Origin of the sequence: Fibrobacter sp. UBA7003 (genome assembly GCA_002449765.1) — a bacterium.
Taxonomy (GTDB): Bacteria; Fibrobacterota; Fibrobacteria; order Fibrobacterales; family Fibrobacteraceae; genus Fibrobacter.
Genome location: DJXN01000015.1, coordinates 389,528 through 404,972 on the forward strand (window position 1 = coordinate 389,528; position 15,445 = coordinate 404,972).

The window sequence follows — 15,445 nt, forward strand, 5'->3', positions numbered from 1 at the left end:
TTTTGGAAAAATATGCTTCCGGTTCTACTCCAAACGGATTTTCGCCAAACCTTTTGGAGTAGATTTTTCTTGCGTTTGTTTCTCAATTTGGACGCGATGAAACACATTCTTGCATACAAATTGACAACTCTCGTGCTGGTGATGGTCGCGATTGCCACTGTGGCAGCGCGTGCGCAGGAATCGGCGAGCGGAGAAAACGCCGAATCTGCCGAAGAAATCACGAATTTTGACGATGTTTTTGGCGAGGAAACATCTGAACAAGCGATAAATGATGCTGCGAATGCGCCTGTAAATAAAAATGCGAATGATTCGCAAATTGGAGTGACAGTCCTCGACGAAATGGGAATCGAGGGCGAAGGAATCAACGAAGCTGCACCCGTCGACAAGAAAACCAAGGCCGAATCGGTCAAGGTCATGGATGCCACGGAACTTCAGGGCTCCAGCGCCACCATCGCAGACGCTACGAACCGTTCTTCGGGCGTGAAAATTCGCCAGTCGGGAGGCATGGGCAGCGAAAGTAAAATCAATATCCGCGGCATGGAAGGCAAAAATGTGAAGGTGCTTGTTGATGGTGTGCCTGTCGATAACGGCAACGGAAACTTCTCGGTTAACGATATTCCCATTGACAAAATTGACCGCATCGAAGTCTACAAAAGTTACGTGCCCGAACGCTTCGCGACCGATGGCATGGGCGGCGTCATCAACATCGTGACGCATGATTTGCCCAAGAGTTCCATTATGGGTTCTTACAGCTTCGGAAGTTTCAACACGCATAAGGCCTCGCTCGACGCAAAATACGTGTGGGTAACTGATTCGGCCAAGAGCCGCGCTATCTCCACCGGAATTTCGGCCTATTACAACTACTCCGACAACGATTACGAATTCACCACGCCCTACATGGACACGGTTGTAACGCGAGATCACGACCGCTACTACAGTTACAACGTGTTGCCGTATGTCTCGTTCGAAAAATATTTCTTTGATAAGGCGACTTTGGGCGTGATTTACAACGCGATGGATAAAGAAATCCAGGCGAATTCCCACCGCATCGAAGAAGCGACTGCAAATGCGCAATCGTACGGCGTGAACCTTTCGCTTGAAAAAGCAAATTTGTTTGTGAAGGGGCTTTCGGCTGCGCTCTCGTTCAGCTACGCCTTCGGCAAAGAGGCTGTCATCGATACGAGCCATACTTATTACTACGGCTGGGACAAAGAGATTGTTCGCGAAGCGAATACCGCCTTTGGCGAAATTTCTATGGGTGGGGCGTCGCATATTGAACGCGAAAACCAGACGATTGTCGCACCCTGGAATTTAGACTACGCGTTCACGCAAAACCACATTCTCACCTGGAGCGGCCTTTACCGCTACGAATCGCAAGATCCGGAAGACAAGCGCGCCGCTAAAGGCCAGTCGCTTAACAGTGCCGGATTCCCCGGGCACAGCCATTCCGTTGTAACGGGGCTTTCAATTGAAAACAACTTCTGGAATGAACGAATCCAGAATGTGGCGGGCGTCAAGGGATATTACTACTCCATCAAGGCAGACGACGACGGTGAAAAGCGTATACAGCAGTTGACAGACGACTATGCCGAAAATAAGGATTTCGGTTACAGCGAAAATTTACGCATTAAAGTGATTGACGATTTGTCGGTTGTCGAACAGTTTGCTGTCAAGGGCGGTTATCAGCACAGCTTGCGGTTCCCGACTCGCGAAGAGATTTTTGGCGACGGCATGTATGTGCAGTGTTCCCCGAACCTGAAACCCGAAAAGTCCGACAATTTTACCGCGGGCGCAGAACTGGATATGAGACAGATTCCGCTGCTACTCAAGTTGCATTTGGAATTCAACTGGTTCTACCTGCTCATGGAAGACCGCATTTATTGGAATAACTACGCTTCGGTCCCGCGCCCGTATTACAACAGTGTCGGCACCAAGGCGACCGGCTTTGAAATCGATGCAAGCATTGATGTGAACGAATACATTTCACTTTCGTACAACCTTACTAAGCAAAGCGTTGAAAGTCGCGAAGCGGATTTGGCCTACGGAATCGCCAAGGGTCTGACCGTACCGAACATTCCCACGCTCTACATGAACTTCGGCGCGGAATTCCATGTGGGCGACCTGATTTACCGAGATGACTTTTTCAAGCTCTACTGGCTTGCCAACTACACCGATGAATATTACTACTCCTGGAAGGTCTCCAAAAGGCAAGACCGCACCATTCCCAGTTCGTTCACCCAAGATTTAGGCGTGGAATACTCCATTCTCGCCAACACGCTCTCCTGGAATTTCGAAGTCCGCAACTTCATGGATGTCCGGGTGTATGACAAGTACGGTGAATCCAAGCCCGGCCGCGCCTTTGCAACCAAAGTCAAGTTTACACTATAACAAAAAGGAAACCAAATGAACCTCTTTAAAAACAAAATAACGATTGCTGCAATCGCGTCCACAATGATGCTCGCGGCCTGCGGTGACGACTCCAGCTCAAGTTTCGCTGGCGACAACGGCTCTTCTTCGGGGGACAAGTACCTGCTCTCCTTTATGATGGACGCCTCTCAATTTGTCGGAACAGCCTCTCTTTCCGATGATCAGGCCAAGGTTGTCGAAGACTTTATCGAAGCCCCGAACGCAGGTGGCGTCGCTTACTTCAACGGCTCCGTTTACGTGCTCGCTACCGACGACGCCATGAACAGCACCCTTTCTCGCTATGAGTTGGACAAAGACGGCAACATGCCCGAGAAGGCCTCTGCCACGGCCAAGTTCCAGGGCACCCGCGCCATCATGATGAAGTTCGTTGACGAAAACAAGATGTATGTGGAACAGGCCATGGGCGACGCCATTACCGCCCTTGACCCCACGACGCTCGAGACCACGGCAACCATCGATCTTTCCGAGTACATTGATGAAGAAAGCGGCGCTTTGACGTCAGTTCCGGGCTCCGCCGTAATCCGTGACGGCAAGATGTTCCTGACCTTGAGCCAGTTTGTTGACTTCAACAATTTCATTGCGGGCCCGCGCGCCTCCGTGGTGATTATCGACGTGAAAACAGACAAAGTCGAAAAGGCCATTTTTAGCGACAAGGTCGCAGCCGTTGGCGGCATGGACGACATGAACAACACCATGTCCTTTGTCGATGAAAAGGGCGATATCTATTTCTATTCCAACGCCTCTTACTGCTACGTTGAAGGTTACAAGGAAGGCTGGATCCGCATCAAGAAGGGTAAAACCGACTTCGACAAGGACTGGGTTTTCCGCATGCACGATGCTGAATACGATGGCAAGAAAACGAATGAAAATAACCTGATGGTGGGCGGCACCTACATGGGGAACGGCAAGTTTATGGGATTCTTCGGCAGCTTTGCCGACCCGAGCAACTTCAACAATTACGAATGGCAGTTTGTGGTTGTCGATGTTTACAAGAAGACTGTCGAAAAAGTGGACCTTTCTCCGACCATCCCGTGGTTTGCCCCGTCTATTCACCTGGATGCCGACGGCAAGAGCGTGCTCCTGGGCCATGCCGACAAGAAGGGCGGCGCTATCTACCGCTACGACATCGCTAGTGGCAAGGTCTCCAAGGAAATGGACGTGACCACCGGAACCGCCTACTACATCGTCCCGATGGCAGACTAAGATTTAGTCCAATCACCATACAATAAGGCCACCCTGCTTAACCGCGGGGTGGCTTTTTGGCGTTCTTTTCGTAGATTAGCCTTTACTAATTAGCCGAGGCTTTCTAAATTTAGCGTTGACTAATATATAAGGTGTGTTTTTCGTCTAATCGGAGCTGTCCTATGGAACAAGTAAAGTTAAGCCAGAGCCTTGAAGACTACTTGGAAATGGTGCACATGCTGCGCCTTGCGAACGGGATTGCCCGTGTCCGCGACATTGCGGCGGCGCTCAAGGTCAAGATGCCGTCGGTTGCCAAGGCGGTAATCGAACTCAAGAAGCTCGGCCTTGTGACGCAGGAGCCCTACAGCGGTATCGAACTCACTTCGGAAGGTGCGCTCGTGGCGTCCCAGATTCTGAACCGTCACATTCTGCTGAAGAGCTTTTTGATCAAGCTTGGCGTGTCCGAGGCGATTGCCGACAAGGATGCCTGCTGCATGGAACACATTCTTTCGGCGGAGACTCTCGAGAAAATCGAGGATTTTGTGAACACGCCCAATGAATCGGCGAAAAAGCCGAACGCCGCTAAATCTAAGAAAAAGTAAATCGTTGGTGTATGAATAACGAACCGAAGTTTTCGGAGCTTAAAAAAGGCGACAAGGCCGAAATTATTGGATACAACACGGGTGATTCTCAGTACAAGTCCAAGCTTTTATCGATGGGGCTTGTGCGCGGCGTGGTGCTGCAGGTTTTGCAGGTGGCCCCGCTCGGCGACCCGGTCGAGGTGAGCGTGCTTTCGTACAGGCTTTCGCTCCGTAAACAAGAAGCCAACGTGCTCAAGTTGAGGAGAGTCTAATGCCTATCGAGAAAGAAGTTTTCACGATTGCGATTGCGGGCAACCCGAACTGCGGAAAGACGGCGCTCTTTAACTCGCTGACCGGCTCGAACCAGATTGTGGGCAACTGGCCTGGCGTGACTGTCGAAAAGAAGGAAGGCCAGTTCAAGCTCGACAACCACACGATTCGCGTGGTGGACTTGCCGGGTATCTACGCGCTGTTTGCGAATTCCGAAGACGAACGCGCCGCTCTCGATTACCTGCTTAAGGGCGAAGCGGACTTGGTCGTGAACATTCTGGATGCCACGAACCTGGAACGCAACCTGTTCCTCACGAGCCAGCTGATGGAAAAGGGCGTGCCGATGGTCTTGGCGGTGAACATGATGGACATCGCGGCGAGTCGCGGCATTCATGTGGACCTGCACAAGCTCGAAGAAATCCTCGGCGTGACGGCGATTGGCCTCACGGCGGTTTCGCCCAAGAGCTGCGAAGGCTTCGTGAACGACTTGCACAAGCTGCTGCATAACAGCCGCGAGCTTCCGCTCCCGAAGGCGGTCAAGCATTCCGAAGTCCTCGAGAAACTGATTGAAGAAATTTCGGTGCCGCTCAAGCCCGTAGCCGAAAAGCTCGGCGCAAGCCCGCGCTGGACGGCGGTGCAGTACCTGGAACATAGCGGGCGAGTGCTGGAAATTGCCGACGAACTCGGTGTCGAAATTCCGCATGACAAGATTGAAGAAGACTTGGGCGAAGAGGTGGAATTCGCGCTGGCCGATTCCCGCTACTCCTATGCCCGCGACATCGCGAAGGCGGTCATCCGCGACAATACCAATACGAGCACGCGAACCGACAAACTCGATAAACTTTTCCTGAATCGCATTTTGGGAATTCCGCTTTTCCTTATTGCCATGTATCTGGTGTTCTGGTTTGCGGTGAAGGTTGGCAGCGCGTTTATTGATTTCTTCGACATCCTGTTCGGTGGGATTTTCGTGGACGGCATGACGGAACTGTTGACGAAGATTGGGGCTCCGGGCGTTGTCGTGGCGCTCTTGGCGAACGGCATCGGTACGGGGATCCAGACGGTGTCGACTTTCATTCCTGTCATCTTCTTTATGTTCCTTTGCCTTTCGTTCCTTGAAGATTCCGGCTACATGTCGCGTGCGGCGTTTGTGGCGGATCGCTTTATGCGGTTCCTCGGACTCCCGGGAAAAGCGTTTGTGCCGATGATTGTTGGCTTCGGTTGCTCGGTGCCGGCGCTCATGGGTACGCGTACGCTCGAAAACAAGCGCGAAAGGTTCCTTACTTTGTTCCTGGTGCCGTTCATGAGTTGTGGGGCGCGCCTCCCGGTGTATGCGCTGTTTGGCGCGGCGTTCTTCGGCGAAAGCGCGGGGACGCTCGTGTTCGGGATTTACCTGACGGGCATCGTGATTGCGTTGATTTACGGTTTGCTCTTGCGCCATACGGTTTTCATGGGCAAGGAATCGACGTTTATCATGGAACTGCCGCCTTACCATTTGCCCAAGGTGCGCAACCTTTTCCGCCACGCGTGGCTCCGCCTCAAGGAATTCGTTTTCCGCGCGGGCAAGGTCGTGCTCATTATGGTGACGGTGCTCGGCTTTATGGGCTCCGTCGGTACTGACGGAAGTTTTGGTAACGATAACAACGAAAAGTCGGTGCTGAGTGCCGTGGGTACGGTGATTACGCCCGTGTTCGAGCCCTTCGGCGTTGAACGCGATAACTGGCCCGCTTCGGTGGCGCTTTTTACGGGGCTTTTTGCGAAGGAAGCGATTGTCGGGACGCTCAACTCGCTGTATGCCATCGAGGGTACGGGCGACTCGGCTGAAAATTCTGCGACGGCTGGGGATGCCAGCGCGGCCCCGGAAGAAACTGCCGCGGACGAAGGCTTTAGCCTGAAATCGACGGTGAAAGAGGCTCTCGTAAGTGTCCCGGCGAACCTGGTAGAAGTCTTTACCTCGATTGCGAACCCGCTGGGCGTCAAGGATGCCATCGATGAATCCGAAAGTGCCGGGAACGAAGGGGCGTACAAGACGATGCAGGCGCATTTCAACCTGGGGCGCTTCCAGGTGCTGGCCTACCTGCTGTTCATCTTGCTCTATGTGCCGTGCCTTGCCGCCATGGGAACCGCCTTCCGCGAACTCGGGCGTTTTTACGGAACGCTCATGATGGTGCTTCAGACGGTTATCGGCTGGAGCCTCTCGGTGCTGTTCTTCCAGGTAACCTGCGGACATTCTACCGCATGGATTTTCACCTCGGTGGCACTGCTCGCCGGTGTGGTCGTGAGCCTCGTGCTGATTGGTCGTGACCAGCGCAAAAAGAAAGTGTTCGAGTAGAAATGAATAAAAAGAGGTGTCCCGCTCGGGACACCTCTTTTTTATATCCGAAAAAAACGGAGCTTGCTGCTGTAATCATGCAGAAGAGACAAACCACTAAACAAACAATCGAGGCCGAAGGCCAAGTCCTTGTTCGCGTGCGAGCTCATCTCTGAAGCTAAACACTAGTAAAGCAAGGCGAACACCATACCCGGCCTAAAGTACTTACCGGCGGTGTACTTGAGGGCCGTGCTGTGGAGCAGCATGAACAGCGTGCTCGTTTCAACCTTGTTGGCCTTCGCGATGCTGCCGAATGCCTTCGTAAAGGCGGGCAGGTTGCGGGGGAGCTTCGGGCTGATGCGGCTGTCGGCAAGGAGGGCGCCCTTCTTCAGGAGTTCCTTGTGCATCTTGTCGGCGGCGGTAGCGCTGAGGCCGAATGCCTTCACGAGGGCTTCCGGGTGCAGGCGGCAAGAACCGTTGAATCCTTCCGGTGCGGCGAACGGGATACGGGCTTCTTCGTAGAGGTTGCGGATCATGGAATCACCCATGTCAGCAGCCTGCTTTTCCAATCCGTGGTGCATCATGGCGCACATGATGCTGTACTGGATGCCGATCCACACGTCGTGAGCCTGGAAGTTGAATTCGTCGAGCGGTGAGCCGTCCTTGCGCACAAGGTTTGCGGCACCGATGAGCGGGCTGTTGGCCTTGTAGTTCGTGTTGAATATGCGGAGCAGGTTTGCCTTCGCCTTCTTCTCGTCGCTGATGGGCTTGAGGCCGAGCAGACGGAGGTAGGTGTCGGCGAGCATCGTGTCGGCAAATACATCGTCGCAGTCGTTTGCAATCTTTGCATTCCAGCTGGCGGTAAAGGCGTCCTTGCACTGGGCGGTGAGCCAAGCCTTCTTGAGGCCGCGAAGTTCGTTCTTCGAAAGTTCCACGTCGCTCGGGATTTCGCCCGAGTTGAGCCATTCGTTGATGGTCTTGAGGGCGGCCTTCACGTTGGTGCCGTCGATAACGAGCGTGTCCTTGATGGCGTCGGCCAGTTGCGGGAGCTTGTCTGCAACCACATCCTTCGCTTCCATCGGAGTCACGAAGAAGTGGTAGTAGCCTTCGGCTTCGTCCCACAATGCTTCATCGAATTCCTTGTTGGCGGCGTCGGCCTTGGCGTTCCAGGTGTCGGCCTGAGCCTTATCGCCGAGGATTTCGGCAATCTTGGCGGCGGCGCGGAGGCCTGCAATCCAGAGGCTACCGCAGTACACGGAAATGCCGTGGCTGGAGAGGTTGTCGAAGGTGTCGTCGGTACCGTGGGTGAGCGGGAAGTTTTCGCCTTCGTTCACCATCTTTTCGAGGTACTGCATGGCGGCGTAGACGGCTTCTTTGCAGTCCTTCAGGTTTTCGATATCCTGCGTCTTCACATAATGACGGAGAACCATCAGCACGTACTTCGGAGCGAGATCCTTCCATTCCTTCACGTTGTGCCAGTCGTAGGCATCGGGTTCGGCGTCGAAGGGGCTTCCGAGGTCGTGAATTACGGCGCCACGCACGGCGCGCGGGCCTTCCAGTTTCGAATCCGGGAGGTCGGCGAACGGGTGGTTCACGTATTCGTGGTGACGGCGACGGTTGTCGTTCACGGCGAGAATTGCATCACCGAAGCGCTTCATCACCACACCGTCGAGGCGCGGCATCAGGGCCATCAGGCTGAAGCTGCCGTAGAAGTAAACGTCGAGGGAGTTGAAGAACGGATAGTCGGCGCATTCGCGGACGAGGAAGCGGTCGTCCTTGTCCCACACGGTGGCTTCGGCGAGGAAACTGAGCGTGTTGAGGGCGAGGCTCTTGAATTCGTCCTGCTTGGCGGCAGTCTTGTAGAGCTTGGCCACGGCCTTCTTCGGAACGAGGGCTTCGAATGCCTTGAGGCGAGCGTCAAAGTTCTTGTCGGCGGCGAGGGCTTCTTCGAGGATGGCGCCCACGCGGCCATAAGCTTCGGGGAAGAAGGCGGTGTACTTCTTGGCGGAAGTAAGCTTGTTCAGCTTGATTTCGGGGAAGTCGAGCACCAGGTTGAACTGGAAAGAAACCTTCTGCTTCGGCTTCAAGACGGCGGTAACAGCGACGGCACCGGCCATGGTTTCGCGACCGCTGTAAACGTTCTTAACCCAGGCTTCGCAAACGCGACCGCTGCGGAGAGCGCCCTTCAAAACAGAGGCGGCGTCATCCTGGTAGAACATCGGCTTCACGGAAACGTTCAGGTTATCCTTCTTGTTCCAGGCGACGGATACGCCCATGCAGCCGTTGAAGTCGCTTTCGGCGAGCGGCTTTTCGTTGTAAAATTCGAGACCGCGGACTTCGCGACCGTCCTTGGCCTGCTTGCTGAACTTGACGCCCTTCGGGAAACGTGCGGCGGGCACGAGCACGAAGCTCGAGTCCTGAACGCCCTGGCGGTCCTTCTTGGCCATGTAACCGGCGATGCAGTCCTGCACCTGCACGATCGTGATTTCGCGGGTTTCCTTGGTGGTATTTTCGAGAGTGAACACGGTGGCGTTCACGGGGAGGCTGGAGAGGCGTTCGTCACCCGGGGTCACGTAGCTGGACTGGGTTTTGGTAATCTGCACGCCCTTGCCTTCGTACTTGGTTTCACTCACCGGGTAGAGGGCGGCGTACTGCATCTTGGCGGCATCGTAACCGGCCTGTCCCAGGAATTCAGTGTCGTTTGCCCAGGCGGCGGTGAGGGCGCCCTGGCGCACGGCCTTTTCGCCCACGACACCGTTGAAGAAGTCGATGACGGCGCTGCGGTTGAGTTCGGCTCCGGCCTTGTTCAAGAGAGCCGCGGTGCGGTCGCTCCATTCGATGTGCCAGCGTTCAAACGCGGCCTTGTTGTTCTTGAAGAAATCCTTTTCGGCGATGGCCTTGTTGAGCTTGGCCTCGGCCTTCTTCTGGTTGGCCAGTTCAGCGGCGGTAAAGAGAGCTTCGCCCTTGGCGTCCACGAGCGGGTACTTGGCGAGCATCTGCGTGAAGCCGGCGAAGTCGCCGATTTCGAGAGCGGCCTTCGCGCCAATCACGGATTCGCGGAAGAAGAAATTGTTGAAGCGGAGGTCAGCGGGCTTTTCGGTGCGGACCTGCACGCCTGGCATCACGTTCATCACGGGAGTGGTGCCGGCAGGCGTGGCGGTGAATGTCGAGCCGATACCGCCGACAGCAATACCCGTGGTAGAGGGGGTCGTAGAAAGCGGGGTGTACCAGGGCTGGATAAATTCCACGGCGAGGCCCGGGGTCATCAGCTTCTGGACGGAACCGGCCTGTTTGGCGCCGGCGAGGTAATCTTTGATGCTCATAGTAGATTCCATGAATTGGGGTTAAATTTTTACAAGTATAAAATTACAAAATAAAAAAGGCTCCGCGCGGGCGGAACCTTTGAAAGATGCTTGTGGGGCCCGGGTTAGAAGTCCTTCATGCAGCGGACGGGGTAAAGGTCTTCCTTGTATTCCCAAGAGGAGGACATGGTTCTGTCTTCGAATGTGAGGATGAACACTTCGGCGCCATCGGCTCCGTCGACGGGAGTAGCCGTCCAGAATTTCGTAAATTCAGCGATTCCGGAATATTCATAGGTGTAGACGGTATCGCCGTAGTCGTCCTCTCCGAGATAGGTGTCTCCATAGCCTGTGCCGATACCGTAGAAACCGTAGGTGTCTTCGCCCGGGACTCCATTCTTGGAATTCCAAAGCACGTCGTCATAGGCGTCGAAGTTCGTCGATTTCAACTGGATGCCCGAGATGTCATCATTCTCGTCGAATCCGTTGTCCTGGGCGATATCGCCGTGGTCGTAGTCATAGAAGATGAAGTCTAGCATTTTTTTGAAGTCGTTCGAGGTGGGGATGCGCCAGCCCTCGGGGCAGATGCCCTGGTGCTTGTTCTTGATCTTGAGGGTGGCGTCCTCATAATTATAGCGATTGTCAAGGTTCATCGCCTCTGCCCAGCTGTAGAGCCTTCCGAAACGCTTGCAGTAATCCTCGTCGTCATTGTAGCAGTGGCCTGCGCTTGGGTCGTTGAGGTTTTCGCCCATCCAGAGCTGGTCGCCGATGCGCACGACGGAGTGCTTCACGCTTCCGACGGTTAGGTCGGCTGTGTAGTCGCGGTAGCTGCGGCTATCCTTGTAGTCATAGCCGTTGGGGCCGACTGTGCTAGGAGTGTTGTCGTCACCGTCCCGGTCGCGGAGGCTGCCGTGGTTTCCGTTGTCGATGCTGCCGTTCGTGCCTGAGTCTTCGGTACAGGCGGCAAGTCCGAATGCCATCGTCCCAGCGATGGCAATCATGGCTAATTTTTTCAGATTCATGTGAATACTCCTTGGTAGAATCGTTGAAAACATATATTTTCTCTTGCTTGAAAAATAAGCTTTTTTTAATAAAAAAGTTATCTTCGCCCAGAATTTTTTTCATTTTATCGGCTAATCCTGCATTTTGTCGCTTTTTGTGGCAAAATTGTGCTATTTTTAAGGTATGAACAAGCTGATGTCGTTCCTTATTCCCGGCCTTTTGGTAATCGTGGCGTTCGCGCTGGTCAAGACATTCCTCGTCCCGCCCGACATTGCCGTTAGGGAGTGGTTCGTGTACCTGACCGCGGGGGTGACCGTGTTTGGCGTGGTAATCCCGTGTGTCATCTATTACCTCACGACGCCCCCCGGAATCGACCACAAGTAGGGCTGATTTGGGGCTAATACTCCAAAGGCGAACATTCTTTTGCCTGGTTTTTGATCCCTTTGGGCGATGTAGAGTGTAAATTACTGTTATGCTTGACTTTAACATCTTCTACCGTTTGGCGGCTGCGATAGGCTTGGGTCTCATTATCGGCATGCAGCGCGAACATACGTATTCGGACCAGTCGGATCGGCATCCGGCCGGCGTGCGTACGTTTACGCTCGTGGGGCTTGCGGGGGCCATGGCTGCCCTCCTCTCCGACCAGATGGGTGGCGCGGCTCCGTTCATCACGGGGTTCGTGGTGGTGGGCATGCTCCTGATGGCGATGCATGTGTCGTTTGCGATAGGCCACCGTCGTCCGGATGCGCGCCTGGGCGATACTCCGGTGGGGGGCGACGGCATCACGACGAGTGTTGCTCTGGTCATCGTCTACCTGCTCGGCGGAATCTGCTGGTACGGCCGCCTGCTTGAATCCTGTATCATCATGGTCGTGATGCTCTGGGTGCTGTCGGCGAAGGAACAGCTACATGCTTTCGCGCAGAAACTTTCGAAGGAGGATGTCCTCGCAACGGTCAAGTTCGCAGTGATTTCGGCTTTGATTTTGCCGTTCCTGCCGAACCAGGCTTACGGCCCGCCGGGACTCGAGGTGCTGAACCCGCATACGATCTGGCTGTTCGTCGTGTTTATCTCGGGCATCGGGTTCGTGGGCTACGTGCTCATCAAGGTCGTGGGGCCGGGCAAGGGAATCTGGCTTACCGGACTCCTGGGCGGGCTTGCGAGCAGTACCGCGCTTACACTCAATCTTGCGGGCCGCAGCCGCGAGAACGAGGATTACGCTTCGGACTTTACGCTCGGCATCGTGCTCAGCTGGGCGGTGATGTATGTGCGCCTCTACCTTATCTGCATCTTCTTGAGCGGTGCGCTGGCAAAGCCCTTGCTGCTGCCGTTGCTTTTGCCGGTGGTGCCCGCGCTCGGGTATGCGCTTTATCTCAAGATTCGGGAATCACGCAACCACAGGCAGAAGAGTACGGATTTTTCGAACCCGTTCAAGCTTTTGCCCGCCATCAAATTCGGCATCGTGTTCACCTGCGTGATGTTTGTCGCGAATGCGGCTCGCGTCTACCTGGGTTCGGGGGCGCTCCTTGCGTGCAGCTTCCTGGGGGGTGCCGCCGAGATGGACGCGGTGGCGTTTTCCGTTATCGACATGAACCTGAAGTCGGGACTCGGCGTGCGTGAACTCGTGCTTGCGCTTTTGTTCGCAAGCCTTGCCAATACGCTCACCAAGGGGGCCCTCGTTTTTGCGCTCGGTGCGAAATCCATGCGCAAGCCGATTTTGCCTGCAGTGGTGCTGATTTGCCTTTTGACCGCGGGTTTGATAGGGTATTACATGGTCTAGGGGGTTGGTCATGGCTGATAAACTGATACATGCGCTTACTGTGGCGGGCTTCGATGGAAGCGCCGGTGCGGGCTTTGTTGCCGACATCAAGACGATGGCGCATTTCGGCGTGTACGGCCAGGCGGTGTGCACGGCCCTAACCGAACAGAACGAGGAAGAGTTTATCGCCCCGGGCTGGGTCATCTGGGACCGCATCGAGGCACAACTTGCGACGCTCTATAAAAAGCACAAGTTCAAGTACGTGAAAATCGGGCTCGTGGAAAAGGCAAAAATCCTGAAGCGGATTGTTGAATTTGTCCGTAAAGAATCTCCAGACGCGTTTATCGTGTGGGACCCGATTGCTTCGGCGAGTGCGGGGTTCCACTTTATGCGCGATGCGGAACTGGACGAGTTCCTGCCTGTAATGAAGTCGATTGACCTTGTGACCCCGAACCAGGACGAATTTGCGTACCTGGGCCTGGGGCTTGCGGCTTCGCGCGGGTATGTCGAGTTGGGCAAGGATTTCGCAGTACTCCTGAAGGGCGGGCATGCGAAAGGGAAAGAAGCTGTCGATACGCTGTGGTACGGAGACAAACAGTACAAGTTTACGAGCCCGCGGCTCCCCGGCAAGGGAAAACATGGCACGGGCTGCGTGCTCTCTTCGGCAATCTTATCGAATGTGGCGCTAGGGCACGACCTGCCGGAAGCATGCCAGATAGCAAAAAATTACATGGACGAATTCCTCCAGAGCGGGGAAGGGCGTCTCGGGTTTTTGGTGTAGGACTAGCAAATACAGGAAAAGCCCCGCAGTGCGGGGCCTCTTTCGTTATTAATCGTCGTCTTCAGCGGGGCGCTTCGACATCTGCTTGCGCTTGATCGGGTCGAGCTCGGTCTTACGGAGGCGGAGGATTTCCGGCGTCACTTCGATGCATTCGTCTTCGTTGATGAAGGTGACGCATTCTTCCAAAGTCATGCGGCGGTACGGGGTCAGCTGGATCATGTCGTCAGCGGACTTGGAACGCATGTTGGTGAGGTGCTTGCCCTTCGTGACGTTCACGATGATATCGACGTCGCGGTTGTGTTCGCCCACAATCATGCCCGGATAAACTTCCGCACCCGGTCCGATGATGAGGTAGCCGCGGTCTTCCAGGTTCGAAAGCGCGTAGCTTGCTGCTTCGCCCGGTTCCTTCGCGATAAGCACGCCGTTGATGCGGGTCGGGATTTCGCCCTTGTACGGCTGGTATTCCTTGAAGAAGGACTGCGTAACGGCGTAACCCTTCGAGAGCGAGAGGAGCTTCGGGCGGATACCGATAAGGCCACGGGAAGGCACGATGAACTCGAGCGTCACGCGGTCGTTATCGTCGGTGACCATGTTCACCATTTCGCCCTTGCGCTGCTGGATTTCCTGGATGCAGGCGCCGCTGAATTCGCTCGGGACTTCGACCTTGAAGTCTTCGACCGGTTCGAGGAGCTTGCCGTTCTCGTCGTTGTGGAAAATCACTTGCGGAGATCCGATGGTGAATTCGTAAAGTTCGCGGCGCATGTTCTCGACGAGAATCGTGAGGTGCAAAATACCGCGGCCCGAGACCTTGAACGTGGAGGCGCCGTCGACCTTCTCGACGAGGAGGGCGGGGTCTGCCATGTGGGCGCGTTCCAGACGTTCTTGGAGCTGGTTACCCGTCATGAATTTGCCACCGTACTTGCCGGCGAGGGGCGAGGTGTTCACGGTGAAAACCATGGAGATGGTCGGCGGGTCGATATGGATGCGCGGCAGGTGCTTCGGGTTGTTCGCGGCGCTGATGGTATCGCCGATATCGAACGTGTCGAGGCCTGCGATAAGCACGATTTCGCCCGGACCGGCTTCGTCGACCGGCTTCGGGGTGAGGCCTTCGTAGCGCAGGATCTTCTGCGGGCGGACAGTCTTCACGGTGCCGTCGGTAAAGGCCTGTGCGTAGGTCTGGTTCGGCTTGAGCACGCCCTGCTGCACGCGGCCCACGGCCAGGCGGCCAAGGAAGGTCGAGTATTCGAGCGATGCAATCTGCAGGAGCGGTTCCGCAGCCGGGTCGCCCTTCGGGGCCGGAATGCGCTCGATAATCTTGTCCATGAGGATGCTGAAGTCACCGTCGGGGTCTTCCATCTCGGCCTTGCAGATGCCCTTGCGGCCGGAGCCGAACACCTTGTCGAAGTCAAGCTGCTCTTCATTGGCGTCGAGCTCGCAGAAGAGGTCGAACACCTTGTCGAGGGCTCCGTGCGGGTTGCAGCCGTCGCGGTCGATCTTGTTCACCACCACGATGGGGATGAGCCCGAGTTCGAGAGCCTTCTGCGTCACGAAGCGGGTCTGGGCCATCGGGCCTTCGAATGCGTCTACGACCAGCAGAACGCCGTCCACCGTACCGAGAACGCGTTCCACCTGGCCACCGAAGTCGGCGTGCCCCGGGGTATCGACGATGTTCACGCGGTAGCCCTTGTACATGACGCTCGTGTTCTTGCTGAGGATGGTGATGCCGCGTTCGCGTTCCAGGTTGTCGGAGTCCATCACGCGTTCGTTGACTTCTTCACCTTCGTGGAAGGTTCCACACTGCTTGAGGAGCTGGTCCACCAGGGTGGTCTTGCCGTGGTC

The 15,445-nt window shown here is 55.4% G+C and carries 11 protein-coding genes; 8 read left to right on the forward strand and 3 right to left on the reverse strand.

Features of this window, described 5'->3' with window-relative positions:
• Nucleotides 1–96 precede the first annotated feature (96 nt).
• The 5 genes from B2952_RS13755 (at nucleotide 97) to feoB (ending at nucleotide 6,789) form a co-directional block, all read left to right on the forward strand.
• Entirely contained in the window at nucleotides 97–2,388 is a 2,292-nt protein-coding gene (locus B2952_RS13755; protein WP_290733722.1) for a TonB-dependent receptor plug domain-containing protein, read from the forward strand.
• A gap of 15 nt (nucleotides 2,389–2,403) precedes the next feature.
• Nucleotides 2,404–3,630 (forward strand): hypothetical protein, encoded by a 1,227-nt coding sequence (locus B2952_RS13760; RefSeq protein ID WP_290733723.1) that lies wholly within the window; start codon nucleotides 2,404–2,406, stop codon nucleotides 3,628–3,630.
• A 161-nt stretch (nucleotides 3,631–3,791) separates the two neighbouring features.
• Nucleotides 3,792–4,211 carry a metal-dependent transcriptional regulator gene (locus tag B2952_RS13765; RefSeq protein WP_290733724.1) on the forward strand — a complete coding sequence of 140 codons (420 nt, stop codon included), beginning with the start codon at nucleotides 3,792–3,794 and terminating at the stop codon, nucleotides 4,209–4,211.
• Between the two features lie 11 nt (nucleotides 4,212–4,222).
• Nucleotides 4,223–4,462: a FeoA family protein gene (locus B2952_RS13770; RefSeq protein ID WP_072799394.1), complete on the forward strand. Its 240-nt coding sequence runs from the start codon at nucleotides 4,223–4,225 to the stop codon at nucleotides 4,460–4,462.
• Nucleotides 4,462–6,789: a Fe(2+) transporter permease subunit FeoB gene (gene feoB, locus B2952_RS13775; protein ID WP_290733725.1), complete on the forward strand. Its 2,328-nt coding sequence runs from the start codon at nucleotides 4,462–4,464 to the stop codon at nucleotides 6,787–6,789. Before B2952_RS13770 ends, feoB begins: the two co-directional genes overlap by 1 nt.
• A 164-nt stretch (nucleotides 6,790–6,953) precedes the next feature.
• Here the strand turns inward: feoB and B2952_RS13780 are convergent, their stop codons facing one another.
• Together B2952_RS13780 and B2952_RS13785 are read right to left on the reverse strand one after the other, a co-directional pair.
• Complete coding sequence (locus tag B2952_RS13780; protein ID WP_290733726.1) at nucleotides 6,954–10,091, reverse strand: GH116 family glycosyl hydrolase; 3,138 nt, start codon at nucleotides 10,089–10,091, stop codon at nucleotides 6,954–6,956.
• Between the two features lie 104 nt (nucleotides 10,092–10,195).
• On the reverse strand, nucleotides 10,196–11,089 hold the full coding sequence (locus B2952_RS13785; protein ID WP_290730520.1) for an FISUMP domain-containing protein: 894 nt from the start codon (nucleotides 11,087–11,089) through the stop codon (nucleotides 10,196–10,198).
• Between the two features lie 163 nt (nucleotides 11,090–11,252).
• Here B2952_RS13785 and B2952_RS13790 point away from each other — a divergent pair, with 163 nt between their 5' ends.
• The 3 genes from B2952_RS13790 (at nucleotide 11,253) to B2952_RS13800 (ending at nucleotide 13,606) form a co-directional block, all read left to right on the forward strand.
• Nucleotides 11,253–11,453, forward strand: a complete 201-nt coding sequence (locus tag B2952_RS13790) for a hypothetical protein (RefSeq protein WP_173366857.1) — start codon at nucleotides 11,253–11,255, stop codon at nucleotides 11,451–11,453.
• A gap of 88 nt (nucleotides 11,454–11,541) precedes the next feature.
• Nucleotides 11,542–12,846, forward strand: coding sequence for an MgtC/SapB family protein (locus B2952_RS13795; protein ID WP_290730516.1), 1,305 nt, complete (start codon nucleotides 11,542–11,544; stop codon nucleotides 12,844–12,846).
• Nucleotides 12,847–12,856: 10 nt separating this feature from the next.
• Nucleotides 12,857–13,606 (forward strand): hydroxymethylpyrimidine/phosphomethylpyrimidine kinase, encoded by a 750-nt coding sequence (locus tag B2952_RS13800; protein WP_290730514.1) that lies wholly within the window; start codon nucleotides 12,857–12,859, stop codon nucleotides 13,604–13,606.
• 48 nt (nucleotides 13,607–13,654) lie between these two features.
• Here B2952_RS13800 and typA read toward each other — a convergent pair.
• Nucleotides 13,655–15,445, reverse strand: a 1,791-nt coding sequence (typA, locus tag B2952_RS13805) for a translational GTPase TypA (protein WP_290781655.1), incomplete at its 5' end; no start/stop codon positions are given.

What these genes read in the sequence shown, in the direction of transcription:
- B2952_RS13765 (WP_290733724.1), top strand. Translation starts at nt 3,792, where the DNA reads ATGGAACAAGTAAAGTTAAGCCAGAGCCTTGAAGACTACTTGGAAATG.
- feoB (WP_290733725.1), top strand. Translation starts at nt 4,462, where the DNA reads ATGCCTATCGAGAAAGAAGTTTTCACGATTGCGATTGCGGGCAACCCG.
- B2952_RS13770 (WP_072799394.1), top strand. Translation starts at nt 4,223, where the DNA reads ATGAATAACGAACCGAAGTTTTCGGAGCTTAAAAAAGGCGACAAGGCC.
- B2952_RS13785 (WP_290730520.1), bottom strand. Translation starts at nt 11,089, where the DNA reads ATGAATCTGAAAAAATTAGCCATGATTGCCATCGCTGGGACGATGGCA.
- B2952_RS13755 (WP_290733722.1), top strand. Translation starts at nt 97, where the DNA reads ATGAAACACATTCTTGCATACAAATTGACAACTCTCGTGCTGGTGATG.
- B2952_RS13790 (WP_173366857.1), top strand. Translation starts at nt 11,253, where the DNA reads ATGAACAAGCTGATGTCGTTCCTTATTCCCGGCCTTTTGGTAATCGTG.
- B2952_RS13760 (WP_290733723.1), top strand. Translation starts at nt 2,404, where the DNA reads ATGAACCTCTTTAAAAACAAAATAACGATTGCTGCAATCGCGTCCACA.
- B2952_RS13800 (WP_290730514.1), top strand. Translation starts at nt 12,857, where the DNA reads ATGGCTGATAAACTGATACATGCGCTTACTGTGGCGGGCTTCGATGGA.
- B2952_RS13780 (WP_290733726.1), bottom strand. Translation starts at nt 10,091, where the DNA reads ATGAGCATCAAAGATTACCTCGCCGGCGCCAAACAGGCCGGTTCCGTC.
- B2952_RS13795 (WP_290730516.1), top strand. Translation starts at nt 11,542, where the DNA reads ATGCTTGACTTTAACATCTTCTACCGTTTGGCGGCTGCGATAGGCTTG.